Consider the following 20309-nt stretch of genomic DNA (forward strand, 5'->3'; position numbering starts at 1 on the left):
GGAGGAGATGCCCTGCATCTGCGGGACCGACTTGGTCGTCGTGGCCAGCGTCCGGGCCGCCGCCCGCCCCAAGCTCGACGGTGCCTGCTCGGATTCCACCGGGTCGGTGACAGTCACAGCGAAAACCACCCAATCGTTCGCGTTCGGCCCGTACCTGCCCAGCGGGCACGCCGGTCCTGAGGTAATTGTGGATATGCGCGGTTTCGTCACACCGCGAAATCAACATAGCAATCGCGCCGGGTCGCACAATGACACGATCGGGTCACCCGCGAAGGCGGCTGTGTTCGATACTTGATCGTTTCCCGACGACGTTCGAACGCCGTGGTCACAGCCTGTCCCCGGACGTCACTCGGTCGTGGAAATCCCTGTACAGCAGCGGGGTCCGTGGTTGCCGAGCGGTACGCTGCCACCGCCGTATCCCGCGTCGACTGGGCCGAATCGGCGACTTCCACGGTCGGGGTGCGGCCACCAGGATGAATTCGACCCCCGCTGTTGTCCGCCCGGAAATGGGTGACTAACTTGAGCGTTCCCGGGGCTGGAATGCGCCGGGCCGTGCTTCCCGCGCTCGCGGGCGAAAGGACCCCGATGAACATCTTCGTGGCCGGCAGTCTGTGGGTGGCCGGCGCGGCCGCGGTGGCGGGCGTGATCGCGTACCTGGTGCGCCGGTTCGGCTGGGACGAGGGCCGCCCGGACAACAACGACGCGGCCGGCCAGGTGTTCACCATCGTCGGCGGGTTGCACGCGGTCCTGGTCGCCTTCGTGCTGATCTCGCTGTTCGACTCGGTGAACGACGCGAGCCAGAACGCGCAGACCGAGGCCGACAGCCTCGTCGCGGCCACCTGGGCGGCCGACGCGCTGCCGGCCGAGACGAAGGACCGCGTGCACCAGCTCGCCGCCGCGTACGCGCGGACGGTCGAAGAGCAGGAGTGGCCGCGCCTGGCCGACGGCGGCCCGGTGCCGGCCACGGGCGCGACGCAGCTCGACCAGATGCGCGAGGCCGTGACGGCCGCCCCGGCCGACGGCGACTGGCAGCTGGACCGCAAGACCGAGGCGAGCAACCAGCTGTGGTCGGTCTACCAGGCCCGCGAGCAGCGGCTGGCGCACTCCGGCGCCGGCGGGGTCGGCGCCGTCGTCTGGTTCGCCCTGATCCTGGGCAGCCTGATCACGGCGATCCTGCTGCCCAACCTGTTCGGCGGCACCCGGCTCGCCGCGCACATCATCATCGTGTCCACCCTGGCCGGCACGATCACGCTGCTGTTGTTCGCGATCTACCAGCTGCAGAACCCGTTCAGCGGGGGCGCGAAGGTGGCGCCGGAGGCGTTCACCTCGGCTCTGGAAAGGCTGGTTTGACCGGCACGCGGGCCCGCTGGGCGGCGATGCTCGGCGTGGCCGCGGCCGTCTCGGCGCTGCTGGCGGCGACGGGCTGGCTCGCGCCGCCGCGCGCGAAGCAGCCGCCGCCGCAAGCGCCGGGCGGCTGCACGATCCTGCAGGCGGAGAACGTCCGCGAGGGCGCGCCGACGACCTTGCGGCTGCTGGCCCTGCCCGCGGGAACCACCCGCCGCGTCACCCAGGCCGGGTACTGGATCAACGCGATGGGCTACTCCGCCGCGCAGGACGTCGTCTACGGCGTTGCCGACGGCACCCGCACCGGCCGGTACGTCCACGGTGCGCACGCGGTCCGGATCGACGCCGCGGGCGTGGTCACCGACCTCGGCGTGATCGGGCGCGCGGGTGCGCACCGTCCCGTGTGGAGCCTCGTCACCGGGGCCACCGCGGGCGCGATCGACGGCCACCGCTGGTACGTGCGGCAGGGCAGCGATCTGTACACAGTGGACATCGACCCGGCCGGGCAGGACTACCTGCGGGTCGTGCACCGGACGCCGCTGCGGCCGGTGTCGCTCGCCGTCGGCATCGACGACTTCGCCGTCGACCCGGCCGACGGGCTGCTCTACGGCGTCTCGACGACCTCCCGCGGGGACAGCTCGGTGGTCGGGATCGACCCGGTGACCGGGCGGGTCGCGGTGGTGCCCGGCCTCCGGTTCCCGGAGGGCGGCGCGTACGGGTCGGTGGTGCTCGCGCCCGGTGCGATCTACGCCACGGCCAACCACGCCGGACGGCGCAGCGTCACCTACCGCCTGCCGCGCGACGGCTCGGGTCCCGCCATCGAGGTCGCCTCCGGGCCGCCGCTGGTGAGCAGCGACGCGGCCGGGTGCCTCACCGAAGCGGCGCCTCCGCCGTCGTCCCCGCCGCCGTCGACCACCCGGCCATCCCCGCCGTCGACCACCCGGCCGTCGCTGCCGCCGTCGACCACCCAATCGTCCCCGCCGCCGCCCCGGACCCAGACGCCGCCGGTCACGCCGCCGCCGTCGCCCGAACCGCCGCCGCCGTCGCGGCCGCTCCCGGTGGAGCAGCCCGTCGTCGTGCCGCCGGCCCCGGCGCCGGCGCCCCTGCCGACCCCGGTGGTCACGCCGCCGCCGTCCGCTTCGGCGCCGCCACCGCCGTCGCCGTCACCTCACGTGCACCCGGCGAAGAAGGCTGAAGTGGCAGCCCCGGACACCGGTAAGCGGACCCAGCAGAAACGCCGCTGGGGGCTGACGGTGCTCATCCTCGTGCTCGGCGGCGCCGCCGCGGGCGGGCACGCGCGCCGGCACCGGTGAGGGGTCAGTACTTGAACTGGTCGACGTTGTCGGCGGTGATGAGCAGGGGATCCCCCAGCAGGACGGTCTTCGTCGCGGCGTCGTACTTCACCGACGGCAGCTCCAGGCTGACCTTGTTCACCGGGTTGAGGGGCTTGCCGTCGGCGACCTGCTTCGCCGTCCACGCGGTGAGGTAGCCCAGCGACTCGACGTTCCACAGCACCGACTGCGAGCACGAGCCGTCGAGCAGGAACGGCTTGACCGCCTGCGGCGTCCCGACGCCGACGGTGAACACCTGGCCGATCTTCTGCTCGTCGCCCACGGCCTTCGCGACGCCGGGCGCGGACGTCGTGCACTCGCCGATCAGCCCGGTCAGGCCGGGGTGGCTGGTGATGAGCTGCTTGGCCAGCGCGGTCGCGACGTCCTCGTCCTCGCCCGCGTAGACGGTCCCGACAAGCTCGGCCTTCGGGTAGTGCGCGGCCGCATACTCCTTCTGGACCGCGATCCACGCGTTGAGGTTCGCCGCGGCCGGGCCGCAGGAGACGATCGCGTACTGGCCGGCCCCGCCGGTCTTCGCCATCAGCGCGTCGACGAGCGCGGTGCCGATGCCCTGCGCGCTGGCCTGGTTGACGAACACCTCGCGTTGCGTGCCCGGCGCGTCGGCGTCCGCGGTGAGCACGTGGATGCCCTTCGCCCTGGCCTCGGCGATGACGCCGGCGAGCGCGGCCGGGTCGTTGGGGGCCACGACGATGACGTCGACCTTCTTCGCGATCAGGTCACGCAGGATCTTCACCTGCGCGGCCGGGTCGACGCTCGCCGGGCCGGTCGAGTGCCAGACGACGCCCAGCTGCCTGGCCGCGTCGAGGCCGCCGCGGTCCATCGCCTCGAAGTACGGGATGCCGCGGACCTTGGGCACGAACTCGATCCGGGTGGGCGACGGCGCGGGTGCGCTGCCCAGCTGGTCCGCGCAGCCTCCGAGCGCGAGCGCCGCCACCAGCGGCAGCGTCGCGGCCAGCCGGAAGGTCTTCGTCGGCCCTCGCATCCCCACCCATTCCTCGGGAAATTCGATCGGTTCGATCGGTCTGCGCACGGTGGAGACCAAGGGCGAACGTAGGGCTCCGGGTAACTGTGGTCAACGGGATGTGCGCAAAGGGTTACGGAAGTGAGTTCTGCTCCGGTGAAGATCCGCTGGTGAGGCGGGTTCGGCTACTGTGTGTGATGTCGACGGGTCTTTGGGTGCCCGGCCGCGCGCCGCTGTGACGGACAGAACGGGCGCCGTGTACCCCCAGGGGGTATACAGTGGCGTCATGAGCGAACAGCACGGGGCTTCGTGGGCGACGGCGATCCAAGCGACTCTGCACTGCCTGACCGGCTGTGCCATCGGTGAGGTGCTCGGCATGGTGCTGGGCACGGCGTTCGGCCTGCACAACGCGGCGACGGTCGTCCTGTCGATCGTGCTGGCCTTCGTCTTCGGCTACGGCCTGACCATGCGCGGCGTGCTGAAGTCGGGGCTGGGCGCGGCGGCGGCGTTCAAGGTCGCGCTGGCCGCGGACACCGTGTCGATCGCCGTGATGGAACTGATCGACAACACGGTGGTCGTGGCGATCCCCGGCGCGATGGACGCCGGGCTGACCAGTTTCCTGTTCTGGCTGTCACTGGCGCTGTCGCTGGCGATCGCGTTCGTCGTCACGGTGCCGGTCAACCGCTGGATGATCGGGCGCGGCCTCGGCCACGCGAAGGTGCACGCGCACCACCACCACTGAACGGCAACTGACCGGACACTGGTCGGCCACTGGTCGGCACTGATCGGGCACTGGCCGAGGATGGCAACTGATCGGCCACTGGATGCCAACTGACCGGGCACTGAGTCGCCACTGGCCGGGCACTGAGTGGCCACTGATCGGGAATTGGCCGGGAACTGGAACGACAACTGACTGGGCACTGAACGGCAACTGCGTCCGGGGAGGTGGCGGCCTCCTCGGACGCCGCTACACGCTCGAGAGGTCGATCGCGCGGTCCACCTTGCGCCGGTCGAGCACCCGCAGGATGCCTTCCAGCAGGTAGTAGTCGGCGTAGGGGAGCGACACCTCGACGCCGTCCTCGGCCGGCCGGTTGCGGGTGCAGCGGGCGACACTCGCCTCGGCGCGGGCGGACTTCGTGGTCAAGCACGTCCGCGACACCGCCGTGAGGATCCTCAGGGCACTTTCCCGGTAGTGCGGGCGGTGCGTGAGCTCCGCCAGGTCCAGCAGGCCGCACGCCATGACGACCCCTGCGGACGCGTCCTTGACGTCGTCCGGTGCCTGCGGGGCCAGGTAGTCCCACACCGGCACGTGGTCGGCCGTCAGCTGCCCCAGCGCGAAGTCCGCGAGCCGCCGGGCCGTGGTCAGGAACTCCGGGTCGCCGGTGCGCCGGTGGATGGTCGTGAACCCGTAGACGCCCCAGGCCTGCCCGCGCGACCAGCACGACGCCGGGCTGTAGCCCTGCACCGTGTTCGGCCCGACCGGCGCGCCGGTGACCGGGTCGAAGTCGAACACGTGCGGCGTCGACCCGTCCGGGCGGACGAAGTTCCGCTGCGCGGTCTGCGCGTGCGCGACCGCGATCTCCAGGTACTTCGGGTCCTGGGTCTGCTGACTCGCGAAAGCCAGCAGGTCGAGGTTCATGATCGTGTCCATGATGACGCGGCCGGCGTTGTTCGGGTCGCTCAGCGAACCCCAGGCGCGGATGAACCGGCCCGCCGGGTTGTAGCGCTTGATCAGCGACGACGCGGCCTGCACCGCGCCGGCCCGCCACTTCTCCTCGCCGGTGAGCCGCCAGGCGGTCACCCACGAGGGGTAGAAGAGGAACCCGAGGTCGTGCGTGCTCGTGTCGTTCTGGCGCGGCGCGAGTTTCTCCGCGGAAGCCAGGGCGAGTGCCTTGAATTGTTCCTCGCCGCTGTGCAGCCAGGCCAGCCACAACTGGCCGGGCCAGAATCCGCCGACCCAGTCGCCGTTCTGCGAATAGGTCCACTTTTCGAACTTCGTGCCGACCGGAAACGCGGTGACGCCGGGGGCCACCGCGCGGAGCTTGGCCACCGCGTAATCGGCCGCTTGGCGGAGCGTCCGGGTGGCCGAGGCCAGGTCCAGCTGGTCGGGGGTGGCCGCCGAGGCGGCCGGGGCGGTGCTGGCACCCACCGCCACCGCGGCACCGGCCGCGGTGGTCAGCAGGGTTCTCCGGGAAACGCTCACAGGTACCCGCCATTCCGTGGAATCCGTGGGAGTGAAGTGCCCGGAATTTTTACACGCCCGGCGGCCCGTTGTACACCCGGCGGAATCTGTTCAAGGTTGTGAATAGTGTGCCGGTGAGTGGAATGGCGGAAAAGGCGAAGGCCCGGCGGGGAACGCCGGGCCTTCGCGTTATCGCGGGGTGAGGGCAGTCATCCACGCGATGCTTGCGGGAACTCAGCAGTGCGGGGCGACGGGGCCGTCGGAACCGGTCTGGAGGTAGGTGTCCGAGACGAAGTTGTTCGGGCCGATCCGGTCCCAGATGTTGGTGGTGCCGAACTTGCCGGCGACCGTGTCACCCTCGACGTAGCACTCGATGGTCACCTTGGCGTAGTTCGCCGCGAGGCCCTTGACGGCCGCCGACGTGCTGGCGCTCGCCCGGACGTTCATCGGGTCACCGGCCGTGCTGACGACCCCGGTCGGGCCGGAGCCGGTCCACAGGTAGGTGACGTTGACGTTCCCGTTGTCGGACATGCCGAGCCCGTCGTAGAAGACGCCGTCGGCGAGGTCGATGCCGGCCGGGTTCTCCACCTTGTAGCCGAGGTCGTCCTTACCGCCGTTGTAGCCGTTGTGGTAGGCGGCGTACGCCTCGGGCTGGCCCTGCGGGAGGTCCTTGTACTCGGCACGCACCGAAGCCGGGTTCCAGTAGTCGTCCTTGGTGTTCCACGGGCCGATGTCCCACACCGGCGCGTACTCGCACCGGCTGGCGTCGGTCTTGCAGACGCGGACGGTGTAGGTGCCGGAACCCTTGCCGGACAGCGCGCGCCCGGTCGGCAGGGCGACGAAGTGGTCGCGGCCGGCGATGACGTGGCCGTTGGCGGTCGTCCGGCCGGTCAGGCCCTCGCGGGTGGCGTAGACCTTGTAGGTGAGCGCGGTCGCCGCGGTCAGCGCGTTGACCTGCGGGACGCTGTCGGCGCTGAGCGCGACACCCGTGACGGCGGGTCGCACGCCGTCGGTGCTGCTGTGCAGGCTGATCCGCACCTGCACCTCGCTGACGGCGCTCTTCAGCGCGGTGCCGGCGGGTGTCCACTCGGTCCAGTCGTTGACACCGGTGCGGCCGCGGACGTCGACGTCGACCGAAGTGCCCTTCGGGGTGTCGGCGGTCAGTTCCGCGCTGACGCGGTTCGCCGGCGAGCCGAGCCGGTGCGCGGCGGTCGTCAGGCTGCCCTCGCTGCCGGCGAAGACTCGGGCGGTTCCGTGCCAGGCGGCGTCGGCCAGGGTGAGCGTGCCCCCCGCGCCGGTGACGTTGACGTCGTTGTCGTCCACAGTGGACAAGTCGGCGGTCCAGCCGGCACCGGCCGGCGCGGTGGTGGCCTGGGCGGGGCCTCCGGCCAGCGCCGTCACCGCTCCGGCGGCCAGGACCGCCGCGGTCACGCGGCCGGGCTTCATGATCCGGATCATCCCCGGTTCTCCTCTCGCACCTGTTCGTTCGAAGGTGGCGAAAGACTGACCGGACGGCGTACACGATCCGTACAAGCAGAATTGTGCGTCAGGCGGAAGCCACGCGCGCGCGCTCCTCGACCAGGACCGTCGGCTCCTTGGGCCGCGTGGACAACTCGCGCCAGATGGCCAGCGCCCGGTCCGAGTAGTCGCGTGAGCGTTCCGGCTGCGAAAGCGCCCGGTGCAACTCGCCGAGCAGCTGCGAAACCTCCGCCTCCGACCGCCGGTCGCCGTTGCGGCGGTGGACGGCCAGGGAGTTGACCAGCAACAGTTGCGCGTGCGCGAAGTCGCCGCTGTGGAGGCACAGCTCGCCCAGGTTCTGGTTCGCGTAGCCCACGCAGTGGTCGTCGCCGAGGTCGGTGAAGATCGCGATCGCGCGGTCGACGTGCTCGCGCGCGGCCGCCAGGTTGCCCTGGTGCTGGAACAGCAGGCCGAGCCGCTTGAGGGCGTGGGCCTCGCGGTGGCGGTCGCCGATCGCGGCGGACAGTTCCAAGGCGTCGGTGATCCAGCGCTTCGCCGCCGCGTAACACCCGCGGGACATCCACACGGCGCCGGCGCCGAGGCGGGCCACCGCTTCGCCGTTCGGGTCGTCCGCCTCCGCGAACAGGGCCAGTGCCTCGTGACAGTGGTCGAGCGCCGGGTCGTCCTCGCCTTCGATGCGCAGGATCGTCGAAAGCCCGGTCAGCGCGACGGCGACCCCCTGGACGTCGTCGACGACCTCGAACAGCTTCTTCGACGCCGCGAACGCCACCCGCGCCTCGGCGTACTCGTCCTGGTAGAGCAGGTACTGCCCGAGGTTGCGCTGGACGATCGCCTCCGCCCGCGCGGAGCCCGTCCGGCGGGCCGCCGCCAGGGCGATCAGGTGGGTGCTGTGCCAGTCGTCCTGCGGCCCGCGGAGGTCGAAGTACGGCGTCAGTGCCGAGGCCAGTTGCCAGGCCAGGTCGTCGAAACCGTGCTGGACGGCCAGCGAAACCGCCGCGACCGTCGTGTGCCGCTCGGCCGCGAACCAGGTGGCGGGGTCCTCGGGCAGCACGCCTTCGGGCACCGCGGGGCGCGGCAACTCGTCGTCGCAGTACGCGCCGAAGAAGTGCAGCGGCATCCGGCGGGCCGCCTCGAGCGCGAGCCCCAAGTAGCCCTCCAGCACCCGCCGCAGGCCGGCCCGGGTCTTCGCCGCGTCACTCCGCTCGGCCAGTTCCACCGCGTAGACGCGCAACAGGTCGTGCAACCGGTAGCGCGGCTGCCCGGTCGGATCGGAGCCGACGAGCTCGACGAGGTGGCCGTCGACCAGCACGTCGAGGACGTCGTCGGCGTCGCGGCGGCCCAGCACGGCCGCGACCGACCACGCCGGGAACTGAACCGGCCCGAGCAGGCCCAGCCCGCGGAACGCCGTCGCCGCCGACATCGGCAGCAAGTCGTAGGACAGTGTCACGCTCGCCCGGACGGCGAGGTCGCCGACGCGCAGCTCGTCGAGCCGGCGGCGTTCGTCGCCCAGCCGGTCGGCCAGCAGCCGCAGCGTCCAGCCCGGCCGGTGCGTCAGCTTCGCGCCGGCCACCCGGATCGCCAGCGGCAGGTGCCCGCACTGGCGCAGGATCACCGCGGCGCTCTCCGGCTCGGCGGCCACCCGCTCCGCGCCCACGATGCCCTCCAGCAGCCGCGCGGCCTCGGCCTCGGGCAGCAGGTCGACGTCCACCGGACTGGCGCCGGCGAGCCCGGGCAGCCGGATGCGGCTGGTCACCAGCACCGCGCAGGCCCCGGCGCCGGGCAGCAGCGGCCGCACCTGGGCCTCGCTGCCGGCGTCGTCGAGCACGACGCACATCCGCCGCCCGGCCAGCCGCGAGCGCAGCAGGGCCGAGCGTTCGGCCAGCTCGCGCGGCAGGCCGGCGTCGGGGATGCCCAGCGTGCGCAGGAGCTCGGCGAGCACGCTCATCGGCGCCCGCGGCGAGGACGACGTGCCGGCCAGGTCGACGTGGAGCTGGCCGTCGGGGAACTCGTCGCGGACCGCGTGCGCGACGCGGACGGCGACCGCGGACTTGCCGACGCCCGGTGCGCCCGAGAGCACGACCACCGCGGGCGAACCGGAATCCGCCCGCTTCTGCAGCAGGGTGACGACGTCGTGGATCAGCGCGTCGCGGCCGGTGAAGTCCGGCAGGTCGAGGGGCAGCTGGCAGACCGGGGCCACGTCGGCGGGCCGCGGGACGGCGGCGCTTTCCGGCACGAGGGTCGCGCGCAGCTCGCGCAACCGGGCACCCGGGTGCGCGTCGAGTTCCTCGCGCAGGACCCGCTCGGCCGATTCGTACGCCTCGATCGCCTCGCCGGTCCGGCCCGCGGCGCGCAGGGCGGCGATCAGTTGCGCCCACAGTTCCTCGCGCAGCGGGTGCTCGGTGACCAGCCCGCGCAGTTCGGCGATGGCCTCGCCGGAGCGGCCAAGGCCGATCCGCGCCCGGAGCCGCTGTTCCTGCACCGACAGCCGCAGTTCGGCGAGCCGGGCGACGGTCGCGCCCCAGCTGTGGTCGTGCGGCAGGCCTTCGAGGACCTCGCCGCGCCACAGCGCGTCGGCCTTGTCGAGGAGTTTGAGCGCGCTCTCGGCTTCGCCGCTTTCGAGCGCTTCCTGTGCTTCGCCGGCCAAAGCGGCGAAGGCGAGGTGGTCGAGTTCGTCCGGCGACGCGGTCAGCAGGTAGCCGGAGGCCCGGCTGCTGATCCGTTCGCCGAGGGCGGCGTCGATTTCGGCGAAGCGTCTTCGCAGCGAATGCACGTACGTGCGGATGTTCGCCGCGGCCGACCGCGGCGCCGATTCCGGCCACAGCACTTCCACCAGCACGTCGGTCGAGACGACGACGTTCGGCTGCAGGGCCAGCGCGGCCAGCAGCAGCCGGGGCTTCGGTCCGCCGAGGGCGATCACCCGCCCGGCGGCGGTGACCTCCAGCGGACCGAGGACGCGGATGGTAAGCGAGGTGGTCTCAACCTGCCCGATGAGTTCCCCCATGTCCCGGACTCTAGGACCCGTCCGGCCGCATCGGATAGATCCATTCGGAGTGTCTGTGCGCACACGTGCGCTTTGTACGGAACGTGTACGGCGGGGAGTCATGCTGCCGCCATGCAGTGTTCGCACCTCCGGCGTACCGGGGCAGACCGCTGGCGAAGTCCTTCGACGTCCGCCCGGCCCCACCGCTTTTCACGGAGCACCAATCGATCCTGAATGGACTCCGGCGGCACCGGAAACCGGGGACCCGCGTCCCGGCTGGGGGTGACGCGGGTCCTCCGCTCCGATCTTGACAGTGTGCTCGCGCCGCTCGTAATCTGATGTCTCCGCCGTCATGCCGATGTTTTCGATTCCATGACAAGGCGGTTCCACGGTGAAAAAACTCTTGCTGATCACCTGCGCGGTGGCGAGCCTGGTGGTGACCGGTGCCGGCGTCTCCGCCGCCGCGCCCGGCGGCGTCTACGACGTCAAGGACTACGGCGCCAAGGGAAACGGGTCCGCCAACGATTCCGCGGCCATCGACAAGGCGATCACCGCGGCCAACGCGGCGGGCGGCGGCACCGTCCGGTTCACCTCCGGCACCTACAAGTCGGCGAACACCGTCCACCTGAAGAGCAACGTGACGATCCAGCTCGACGCGGGCGCCACGATCACGGGGTCCGGTGCGGACACCTACGACAAGGCCGAGCCGAACCAGTGGGACTCCTACCAGGACTACGGCCACAGCCACTTCCACGACGCGATGTTCTACAGCGACAAGCTGACGAACATCGGTTTCACCGGCGCGGGCACGATCGACGGCGGCGGCAACCTCATCACCGGCAACCCGAAGTCCGGCCAGGCCGACAAGATCCTGTCTCTCACACGGTGTGACGGGCTGACGCTGTCCGGGATTAAGCTGCGCCGCGGCGGGCACTTCGGGGCCCTGATCAACGGGTGCAAGAACGTCGTCTCCGACCACCTGACCATCGACACGGCGAGCGACCGCGACGGCTGGAACATCATCAGCACCACCAACATCACGATCACGAACGCTTCGATCGCGGCGAACGACGACGCCCTCGTGTTCAAGAGCGACTACGCGCTCGGCGCGAAACTGCCGAACGGGAACGTGACGGTGACGGGCGCGAAACTGTCGGCGGTCTGCTGCAACGCGCTCATGTTCGGGTCCGAGACGTGCGGCGACTTCACCGGCTACCACTTCTCGGACATCACGATCACCGGCGCGCACAAGTCCGGCATCGGCATCGTTTCGATGGACGGCGCGAAGATCTCCGACGTCCACTACCGCGACATCACGATGTCCGGGACGTATTCGCCGATCATGATGAAGATCGGCACGCGCAAGCGGTGCGGGAACAACCCCGGCGTCGGGTCGATCAGCGGCATCACGTTCGACAACGTCACCGGCACGCACACGGGCACCAGCTTCAGCCCGACGATCTGGGGCGCGGACAGCGGTCACCGCGTCGCTGACGTCACGTTCACCGGCGTCAAGCTGACGGTGCCCGGCGGCAACGGCACGATGGGCACGGGCGTGCCGAGCAACACGGCGACGGACTACAACCCGAAGAGCATCGGCACCCGCCCGTCGTACGGCTGGTACGTGCACTACGCGGCGGGCATCCGGTTCGTGGACAGCTCGGTCGCGTTCGCCAAGGACGACGGCCGTCCGGCGAGCATCGTCAACAACAGTTCCGACATCGTGTTCGACCACTTCACGGCGGAGAAGGGCACGAAGAGCCCGTTCGACGTCGGCTTCCAGTCGGTGACGGGCTACTGCGTCAAGAACTCGGCCACCACCTCCGGCTCCGCCCTCCGCATCAACACGACAAGCTCGACGTCCAACTGCTGACCCGCCCAAGGCCCTTCCCGCCCCCCCGCGGGAAGGGCCTTGCCGTCCAGCACACGACGAAGGGGCCCCGGCGTGAGCCGGGGCCCCTTCTGCGGCGCGCCTCGAGGTCAGTGGGCGTACTGCTCGTTCATGATCAGGAAGGCGCCGAGGCCGTGGAAGTCGTTGGTCTTGCGGGCCCGGCCGTAGTAGTAGGACAGGTCGCCGACGTTGGTGCCTTCGCAGATGTCGGTGATGTTCGTCAGGCCGTCGGAGCCCAGCGAGACCTTGCGAAGCACGCCGGCGTACCCGCGGTCCGCCACCGCCTGGTACGACGCCGGCAGGTAGCCGCGCTGGACGCCGCGGGCCATCGTGAAGGTGTACATCGACGACGCCGACGTCTCGAGCCAGTTCTTCGCGTCGCCGCCGCGGTCGACCACCTGGTACCAGCGGCCGGTCGCCGCGTCCTGGTAGCGCTGGTAGCCGGCCGCCAGGAACTGCACGACGTCGATCAGCGCGGGCCGCCGCGGGTGGTTCGGCGGCAGCACCTCGAGGATGTCGACGGCCGCCATGCCGAACCAGCCGATCGCGCGCGCCCAGTGGTACTTCGAGTGGTGCCCGGCCCCGGACGCCCACGACTCGGAGCCGTCCTCGTCGTAGGCGTGGTACAGCAGGTTCTTCGCCGGCTCACGCAGGTGGCCGAAGTACACGACGACGTTCTTCGCCGCCTCTTCGAAGCAGTAGTCCCCGTCGCCGAACGCCGCGCCGTACAGCGCGAGGAACGGCTGGGCCATGTAGGCGCCGTCACCCCACAGCTGACCGACCTTGCTCGTGGCGTGGAACATGCCGCCGTCGGACGTCCGCGGGTAGGACGGGAACCGCTTGCGCAACTGGTCGGCGGCCGTCTTGTACTTCTTGCGGCCGGTTTCCGCGTACAGCAGCGGCAGCAGCTGGCACGAGCGCATCGAGTCCAGGTTGGTGAAGCTGTTCGAGATTCCGCTGTCGGTGATGAAGCGGTCGTACCACGCGACGATGTAGTCGAGGTACTTCTTCTCGCCGGTGCGCTTGTAGAACAGGTACTGCCCGTAGAGGTACAGGCCCAGGGTGTAGCCCCAGCCGCCGATCTTGCCGGGCGGGTAGCGCTGCATCGTCGAGTCGATCACCGCGCGGGACCAGTCGGCCGGTGCCGTGTCACCGACCGGGGGCAGCCGGTCCGCCGCCCGGGCGAGGGGCCCCGCCGCGGCGAGCGTGCCCAGGGCGCCGAGCGTGCCGGCCAGGACCGCGCGCCGGGTCGGGCGAAGGGGGTGTTCGGACATCGTCGTCCCTTTCGTGCACTGGCCCCGCGACGCGGTGGAAAGGGTGGCCGGGATGCCGATCCGCCGTCCGTCGGCATCCCGACCAGCTCTGGGGGGCGCGGCGTGCTGCCCGTGTCGCCGGAGCGATGGTCTCGAAGCGAAAGCGCTTCCGGGGAAAACATCTACTCGCCCCCGGGACGCCGAGTCAAGAGAGATCGGATCTCTCGCGTCATATATCAGATATTTAACCCGAACGGCCGCGGTGGTGATGTACCGGCCAGCGAAACTTCGCCGAAAGGTCGGATCTCAGCCTTGACCGGCCGTCGTCGACAGGAGTACACCACCGGGTGGACCAGACCACTGGAGGTCGTTCATGGCAGACAGGTTCCTCCGCCGGGTGCTCGTCGCGTGCGCGGCGGCCCTGACGGTGTCCGGGCTCATCGCCGCACCGGCTTCGGCCGACCTGCAGAAGCCGTCCCAGCAGTGGCTGCGCGACAGCCAAGCCGGGTTGTTCCTGCACTGGGGCATGCGCACCGCACCCGGCTACACCAGTTGCAGCGCCTGGGAAAAGGCGATCACCGACGGCGGGTGGGATCCCGCCTACTGGGTCGGCGAAGCCCAGAAACTGCACGCGTCCTACCTCGTGCTCGCGTCCTTCCACAGCCGCCTCGGCTACTCGCGGGCCTGGCCGTCGAAGATCCCGGGCAGCTGCTCCACCAAGCGGGACTTCCTCGGCGAGCTGGTCGCCGCGGCGAAAGCCCGCGGGCTCAAGGTCATCCTCTACATGACCAACGACGCCCAGTGGCACGACGAGGGCGGGCACGAATGGCTCGACTCGGCCGGCTACTCGAAGTACAAGGGCAAGACCGTCGACCTCGACACCCAGGACGGCTTCGGCCAGTTCAGCTACGACAACTTCTTCGAGGTGATGAAGAACTACCCCGACCTCGGCGGCTTCTGGATCGACAACGACAACGCCTACTGGGAGTCGCACCACCTGTACGAGCAGATCTACCAGCAGCGCCCGGACTACCTGCTGAGCAACAACAACGAAGACACGCCGATCATGGACACGATCAGCAACGAGCAGAAGACCGGCATGACACCGTCCTACGACTACCCGCAGGCGACCTACACCGCGATGCCCCGGCTCACCGAAGCCTGCTTCAAGCTGCCGGACACCGGAGCCTGGTGGTACGGCGGCTCGAACCCGCCGGTGAACAAGATGCTCAACCTCGGGCGGCTCGTCGCGAACTCGGGCTCGTCGATCAAGTCCCTGATGGCCGAGACGGCGATGGTGAACGGGAAGTTCCCGTCGAACCAGGAACAGTTCGACAACTTCGCGGACACTTACCTCGCCGCGATCTGGGAGTCCCTCGGCGGCACCCAGGGCGCCGGGTACATGTACGGCGGTATGCAACCGGGCTTCTGGAACGACGGCGCCCACGGCGTCATCACCATCAAGGGTGACGCGCAGTACGTGCACGTCCTGACCAAGCCGTCGACGTCGACGCTGAAGATCCGCGACAACGGCTACCGCGTCCGCCGGGTCACGAACCTGCGCACCGGCGCGGCGATCGCGTTCACCCAGGGCGGCGGCAGCCTGACCCTGACCGGGCTCTCCGGCTGGGATCCCTACGACACGGTGTTCAAGGTCGAGACCGCGGGCCGCACCGGCCTCTACGACCCGAAAACCGTGACGCTCGAGGCGAGCGCGTCCGCGAGCGGCCACGGTGGACAGTCCGCGAGCGACGGCGGCTACCTCACCTACTTCGACAACAACAAGACACTGCCGGTCAACCTCGACTACGCCCTCGGGACGGCGAAGAAGGTGCAGTACCTCGGGATCAACCAGCGCGAGGACTCCGTCAGCTACGCCCGGTCGGACACCGAGCAGTCGGCGCGGATCAAGGCGTACAAAGTGTTCGTGTCGACTGACGGTACCAACTGGGGCAGCGCGGTGAAGTCCGGGACCCTGCCGAGCCACCGCGGCGTCCAGTTCGTCGACCTCTCCGCGGTGACGGCCCGGTACGTGCGCCTGCAGGTGACGAGCACGTACGCGGCGTCGAGCGACACCACGCGCTACAAGCGGCTGCGGATCGACGAGACCTGGGTCGGCTCGGACTACGCGACCGCCGCGAGCTGAGCGGGTCGCCCGGCCGCCCCCGATGCGGCCGGGCGACCCGTCATTCCCCCTCGGCCAGCAGGTCCACGGTCAAGGCCGCGGTCCAGCTGAACGACCGGGTGCCGTGGCCGGCGCCGGTGAACGGGTCGACGTACTCGGCGAAGCCGGTCCGCGCGGCCGTTTCGACGAGGTCTTCGCGCAATCGCGCGGCGAGGACGTGCTCGCCGTGGCGCAGCAGGCCCTGGCGGACCAGCCAGCCGACGTTGAACCACGACGGCCCGCGCCAGTAGCGGCCCGGGTCGAAGTCCGGCGCGGTCAGATCGTAGCTCGGCACGCCGTGCACCCGGCCGAGCCGGAACCGCGGCCCGGTCGCGGTGGACACCAGGGCCGGGGCGACCGCCAGATCCGGCAGCAGGAGCGGGAGCAGGCCCGCGCACGTGTACTCGGGGGCCGGCGCGCCGGTGCGGACGTCCCTGGCGAAGAACCAGCCGGCGGCACTGTCCCACAGTGTGTCCTGCAACGCCTTCGTGACGCGGGCCGCGGCCTCGCGGTGGGCGGCGGCGGCCGTGGGCAGCCGGAGGATCTCGGCGATCTCGGCCAAGGCCAGTTCGGCGTCGGCCAGCAGGGCGTTGAAGCCGGGGTCTTCCACAACGAAATCCCCGAAGTCGCGGTAGCCGCTGTCCCGGTAGTCCGTGGCCAGCCGGACGTACCGGCCGTAGTCCTCGTCGCTCGGCCGGTCGGCGGCCGCGCCGTGCTCCAGGTCGCGGCGGACGAACCCGCTCGACGGCGTGACGTGCGAGAGCGGGCCGTCCCACGCCGGGCTGTTGTCCATGCCCGACTCCCACGGGTGCACGATCGCCGCGAGGCCGCGCCCGCCCGCGTCGCGCCCGGTCCGCAGGTACTCGTGCCAGGCCCGCAGCTTCGGGTACAGCGTGGCGAGGAACACCGGGTCGGGCTCGGCTTCGTGCACCGCCAGCACCGCGCGGGCGTGGATCGGCGGCTGGACCAGCCCCGACGTCCGCCCGGCCTGCCAGAAGGCCGGGCCCGGGAAGTACGCCTCGGCCGGGGTGGCCGGGTTGAAGAGGATGTGGGGGACGCGGCCGTCGCGCCACTGCGCGGAGAACAGCGTCAGCAGCTCGCGCCGGGCCCGCGCCGGCGACAGGTGGCGCAGGCCGAACGCGATGAAGGCGGAGTCCCAGCTCCACTGGTGCGGGTAGAGCCCACGGGAGGGCACGGTCGACGAGCCGAGCCAGTTGCCTGCGAGGACCTCGGTCGCACGCCCCCATGTTACGTTCATATGTCCAACATATCTCCTACTTATGTCTTGTCAATGGACAAAAGTCCGAAGGGGGTCGGATGGCGAGCGCCGGCGAGCTGTTGCAGCTGGTCAGGGTGGGACGGGCGACGACGCGGAAGGCCCTGCAGGTGCACAGCGGCCTGTCGCGGTCGACGCTGACCGCGCGGCTGGACCAGCTCCAGGCGGCCGGTCTGCTCGCCGAAGGCGGCCAGGAGGACTCCACCGGCGGCCGTCCGGCGCGGCAGCTGCGCTTCGACGACGAGCACGCGGTCGTGCTGGCCGCGAGCATCGACACGACGCACGCCGAAGCGGTCGTCACCGACCTGGCCGGACGCGTCCTGGCGCGCCGCGCCGGCGCCCTGCGGGTCGCCGACGGCCCGGAACCCGTGCTCGACCGGGTCGCGGAGTGGTTCGAGGCGCTGCGGACCGAGGCGGGCCGGCCGGTGTGCGGCGTGGGTGTTTCGGTGCCGGGCCCGGTGGAACCCGGCCGCGCCCGCGTGACGCAGCCGCCGATCATGCCCGGCTGGGACGGCTACCCGATCGACGCCCACCTCGGCGCGCGCTTCGGTGTCCCGGTGCTGGTCGACAACGACGCGAACCTGATGGCGCTGGGCGAGCACCGCGCGCGGTACCCCGACTCGGCCGCGCTGGTGGTGGTCAAGGTGTCCACCGGGATCGGGGCCGGACTGGTGCTCGGCGGCGAGGTGTACCGCGGCATCGACGGCGGCGCGGGCGACATCGGGCACATCCGGCTGCCCGAGCACGCGGACGCGCGCTGCCTGTGCGGATCGCACGGCTGCCTGGCGGCCGTCGCGGGCGGCGGTGCACTGGCGGCGAAGCTGACGGAGCTGGGCCTGCCGACGGCGTCGGGATCGGGCGTGCGCGACCGCGTCACGGCGGGCGAGCCGGCCGCGGTCCGGCTCGCCGAGGTGGCCGGCCGGCAGGTGGGGGAAGTGCTGGCGACCCTGGTGTGCGTGGTCAACCCGGGAGTGGTGGTGATCGCCGGCGACCTGGCCGAGCCGCACTTCGTGGCGGCCGTCCGCGAGGTGCTGTACCGCCGCGCCCTGCCCAGGGCGACGCAGCACCTGCGGGTGGAAATCGGCGGCCGGGGCGAGGGAATGGCGCTGGGCGGCGCGGTGGCGATGGTGGTGGACGCGGTGTTCGCCCCGGCGGAGGTGGACCGGCGGCTGGCGGCCCGCGCGTGACGGCCGAAGTACCGCCACCGCCGGACTGTCCGGAGTGGACGGAGCAACCGACTTTAGTAGGTGGCGCGCTCCCGAGGCGCGTGGTCCGTGATACCGGCACGAACCGGACGAACCGTGCAGAAAATACTATTTCGCGCGTTTTCGTCACGACAAATCGGATTTCCGTACCACGCTTCACGCGCCGGGAATTCCCGGCCAGATAACGGTTCCGCAAGCACTTCCCCGCGAGCGGAACACCGATCTAGTCTCAGCCGGTGTTCTCAGGCCCGTTTCCACGGGCCGTTCCGAAGAGGGAGATTTCTGTGCGAAGAAGCTCCACCCTGCTCCTTTCGCTCGCGGTGGTGGGTGGCCTGACCGGCACCCTGCCGGCGACGGCGTCCGCGCAGGGGCGTCAGGACATCCCGCAGTCGCACCCCTTGTGGGCGAACGCGCAGGCGAAGGTGGCCGACACGGCGCCCGCCGCGAAGCTGAGCTTCCGGGTCTACCTGAACCAGCGCGACAACGCCGGTGCCGAGGCGCTGGCCCAGGCCGTGTCCGACCCGGACAGCGGGACCTACCGGCAGTACCTCAGCCCCGACCAGGTGCGCGACCGCTTCGCCGCCAGTGACGCGACCGTGAACGCGGTCAAGTCGTGGCTGACCGGCAACGGCTTCAGCATCGGCGAGATCCCGTCGAACCGCGCCTACGTCGAAGCCACCGGCACCGCCGCCCAGACGGAGAACGCGTTCGCCGTCGACCTCGGCAAGTACCGGGTCAAGGGCCAGACGCTGCGCGCCGCCGACAAGAACCTGTCGGTGCCGGCGAACCTGGCCGGCGACGTCCTCGGCGTCGTCGGTGTCGACCAGGCGACCAACCTGTTCAAGCCGGACCACGCGACCGGTTCCGGCACGCCGTCCGACGTCGCGCCCGGCCCGGGCTTCCGCAACGCCCGGCCGTGCAGCGCCTACTACGGCGAGAAGATCGACACCACCGATCCCGCCTACAACGGCAAGCAGCTGCCGTACGCCCCCTGCGGCTACACCCCGGCGCAGCTGCGTTCGGCCTACGGCATCGACAAGGTCGGCGCCGACGGCAAGGGCACCACGATCGCCATCGTGGACGCGTTCGCCTCGCCGAACATCTACTCCGACGCGAGCACGTACGCGAAGAAGAACGACCCGCAGCACCCGCTGAAGCAGAACCAGTTCTCGCAGCACATCTTCCCGGTCAACCCGGTCCTCGAGCCGGCGGACCAGTGCGACGCGGCGGGCTGGTACGGCGAGGAGACCCTCGACGTCGAGGCCGCGCACGGGCTCGCCCCGGGCGCGAACATCCTGTACGTCGGCGGGTCCGACTGCCAGGACAACTCGCTCGACGAGGCCCTGAACTACGTGGTCGCCGGCCACAAGGCCGACATCGTGTCGAACTCCTACGGCGACACCGGCGAGGACATCCCGGCCGACGAGGTCAAGGTGTTCAACCAGATCTCGCTGCAGGCGGTCCTCGAGGGCATCGGCGTCTACTTCTCCTCGGGCGACAACGGTGACGAGGTCGCGCGCCTCGGCACGCCGTCGCCGGACTTCTCCGCCTCCGCGCCGTGGATCACCGCGGTCGGCGGCACGTCCATCGCCATCGGCAAGGACGGCAAGAAGATCTTCGAGACCGGCTGGGAGACCAGCAAGTCGACGCTGACCAACGGTGTCTACGGCCCGGCCAAGTACACCAGCGGTTCCGGTGGTGGCACCAGCCGCCTGTTCCCGCAGCCCTTCTACCAGAAGGGTGTCGTGCCGGACGCGCTGGCGAAGAAGAACCAGACCGGCGACGCCAAGGGCCGGGTCGTCCCGGACATCTCGGCGGTCGGTGACCCGAACACCGGCTTCCTGGTCGGCCAGACGCAGACCTTCCCGGACGGCGTCTACTACGACCAGTACCGGATCGGCGGCACGAGCCTCGCGTCGCCGGTGTTCGCCGGCATCATGGCGGTGGCCGACAGCTTCGACCACTTCCACCACGGCTTCATCAACCCCGTGATCTACAAGCTGACCTCCCGCACGCCGGCGATCAGCGACGTGAAGCACGTGGACGCCGCGGTGGAGCGCGTGGACTACGCGAACTCGACCGACGCTTCGGGTGGCCTGCTCACCTCGGTGCGCACGCTCGACTACCAGGGTCTGACCATCCACACGACCCCGGGCTACGACGACGTGACCGGCCTCGGCTCCCCGAACGGGCTGCTGTTCCTGTTGCTCGTCTAGTTCCCG

General features: G+C 70.6%; 13 protein-coding genes. 7 read left to right on the forward strand and 6 right to left on the reverse strand.

The features are described 5' to 3' along the window. Positions 1-585 precede the first annotated feature (585 nt). Both ACLJPY_RS47985 and ACLJPY_RS47990 read left to right on the forward strand, forming a co-directional pair. Positions 586-1350, forward strand: coding sequence for a hypothetical protein (locus ACLJPY_RS47985; protein WP_410597690.1), 765 nt, complete (start codon positions 586-588; stop codon positions 1348-1350). Further along, complete coding sequence (locus tag ACLJPY_RS47990; RefSeq protein ID WP_410597691.1) at positions 1347-2657, forward strand: DUF6923 family protein; 1311 nt, start codon at positions 1347-1349, stop codon at positions 2655-2657. Before ACLJPY_RS47985 ends, ACLJPY_RS47990 begins: the two co-directional genes overlap by 4 nt. 4 nt (positions 2658-2661) lie before the next feature. Here the strand turns inward: ACLJPY_RS47990 and ACLJPY_RS47995 are convergent, their stop codons facing one another. Next, positions 2662-3678, reverse strand: a complete 1017-nt coding sequence (locus ACLJPY_RS47995) for an autoinducer 2 ABC transporter substrate-binding protein (protein ID WP_410597692.1) — start codon at positions 3676-3678, stop codon at positions 2662-2664. Positions 3679-3943: 265 nt separating this feature from the next. Here ACLJPY_RS47995 and ACLJPY_RS48000 point away from each other — a divergent pair, with 265 nt between their 5' ends. Then, positions 3944-4399 (forward strand): DUF4396 domain-containing protein, encoded by a 456-nt coding sequence (locus tag ACLJPY_RS48000; RefSeq protein ID WP_410597693.1) that lies wholly within the window; start codon positions 3944-3946, stop codon positions 4397-4399. Positions 4400-4624: 225 nt separating this feature from the next. Here ACLJPY_RS48000 and ACLJPY_RS48005 read toward each other — a convergent pair whose 3' ends face one another. The 3 genes from ACLJPY_RS48005 to ACLJPY_RS48015 all read right to left on the reverse strand — a co-directional run bounded on the left by ACLJPY_RS48005 (position 4625) and on the right by ACLJPY_RS48015 (position 10319). Next, entirely contained in the window at positions 4625-5860 is a 1236-nt protein-coding gene (locus ACLJPY_RS48005) for a glucuronyl hydrolase (RefSeq protein ID WP_410597694.1), read from the reverse strand. Positions 5861-6073: 213 nt separating this feature from the next. After that, positions 6074-7297 carry a hypothetical protein gene (locus tag ACLJPY_RS48010; RefSeq protein WP_410597695.1) on the reverse strand — a complete coding sequence of 408 codons (1224 nt, stop codon included), beginning with the start codon at positions 7295-7297 and terminating at the stop codon, positions 6074-6076. An 88-nt stretch (positions 7298-7385) separates the two neighbouring features. Beyond that, the gene (locus ACLJPY_RS48015) at positions 7386-10319 is read right to left on the reverse strand and encodes an AfsR/SARP family transcriptional regulator (protein ID WP_410597696.1); all 2934 of its coding nucleotides are present in this window, start codon (positions 10317-10319) and stop codon (positions 7386-7388) included. 370 nt (positions 10320-10689) lie between these two features. Between ACLJPY_RS48015 and ACLJPY_RS48020 the strand changes: the two genes are divergently transcribed. Then, positions 10690-12171 (forward strand): glycoside hydrolase family 28 protein, encoded by a 1482-nt coding sequence (locus tag ACLJPY_RS48020; protein WP_410597697.1) that lies wholly within the window; start codon positions 10690-10692, stop codon positions 12169-12171. 107 nt (positions 12172-12278) lie between these two features. On the opposite strand, the gene ACLJPY_RS48025 is transcribed toward ACLJPY_RS48020, so the two are convergent. Then, positions 12279-13463: a glycoside hydrolase family 105 protein gene (locus ACLJPY_RS48025; protein ID WP_410597698.1), complete on the reverse strand. Its 1185-nt coding sequence runs from the start codon at positions 13461-13463 to the stop codon at positions 12279-12281. Between the two features lie 352 nt (positions 13464-13815). Here ACLJPY_RS48025 and ACLJPY_RS48030 point away from each other — a divergent pair, with 352 nt between their 5' ends. Beyond that, on the forward strand, positions 13816-15588 hold the full coding sequence (locus ACLJPY_RS48030) for an alpha-L-fucosidase (RefSeq protein ID WP_410597699.1): 1773 nt from the start codon (positions 13816-13818) through the stop codon (positions 15586-15588). Between the two features lie 40 nt (positions 15589-15628). Here ACLJPY_RS48030 and ACLJPY_RS48035 read toward each other — a convergent pair whose 3' ends face one another. After that, a complete protein-coding gene (locus ACLJPY_RS48035; protein ID WP_410597700.1) occupies positions 15629-16864 on the reverse strand; it encodes an MGH1-like glycoside hydrolase domain-containing protein in 1236 nt (411 codons plus the stop codon). Between the two features lie 59 nt (positions 16865-16923). Between ACLJPY_RS48035 and ACLJPY_RS48040 the strand changes: the two genes are divergently transcribed. Further along, positions 16924-18069, forward strand: a complete 1146-nt coding sequence (locus ACLJPY_RS48040; protein WP_410597701.1) for an ROK family protein — start codon at positions 16924-16926, stop codon at positions 18067-18069. Between the two features lie 302 nt (positions 18070-18371). Then, a complete protein-coding gene (locus tag ACLJPY_RS48045) occupies positions 18372-20303 on the forward strand; it encodes a protease pro-enzyme activation domain-containing protein (protein ID WP_410597702.1) in 1932 nt (643 codons plus the stop codon). Positions 20304-20309 lie beyond the last annotated feature (6 nt).

This window comes from Amycolatopsis sp. lyj-23 (assembly GCF_046549135.1).
Taxonomy (GTDB): Bacteria; Actinomycetota; Actinomycetes; order Mycobacteriales; family Pseudonocardiaceae; genus Amycolatopsis.

Bases quoted from the DNA above. Each gene is read 5' to 3' on its own strand.
- ACLJPY_RS47995 (WP_410597692.1), bottom strand. From the start codon at position 3,678: ATGCGAGGGCCGACGAAGACCTTCCGGCTGGCCGCGACGCTGCCGCTG.
- ACLJPY_RS48010 (WP_410597695.1), bottom strand. From the start codon at position 7,297: ATGATCCGGATCATGAAGCCCGGCCGCGTGACCGCGGCGGTCCTGGCC.
- ACLJPY_RS48030 (WP_410597699.1), top strand. From the start codon at position 13,816: ATGGCAGACAGGTTCCTCCGCCGGGTGCTCGTCGCGTGCGCGGCGGCC.
- ACLJPY_RS48000 (WP_410597693.1), top strand. From the start codon at position 3,944: ATGAGCGAACAGCACGGGGCTTCGTGGGCGACGGCGATCCAAGCGACT.
- ACLJPY_RS47985 (WP_410597690.1), top strand. From the start codon at position 586: ATGAACATCTTCGTGGCCGGCAGTCTGTGGGTGGCCGGCGCGGCCGCG.
- ACLJPY_RS48025 (WP_410597698.1), bottom strand. From the start codon at position 13,463: ATGTCCGAACACCCCCTTCGCCCGACCCGGCGCGCGGTCCTGGCCGGC.
- ACLJPY_RS48035 (WP_410597700.1), bottom strand. From the start codon at position 16,864: ATGAACGTAACATGGGGGCGTGCGACCGAGGTCCTCGCAGGCAACTGG.
- ACLJPY_RS48040 (WP_410597701.1), top strand. From the start codon at position 16,924: ATGGCGAGCGCCGGCGAGCTGTTGCAGCTGGTCAGGGTGGGACGGGCG.
- ACLJPY_RS48015 (WP_410597696.1), bottom strand. From the start codon at position 10,319: ATGGGGGAACTCATCGGGCAGGTTGAGACCACCTCGCTTACCATCCGC.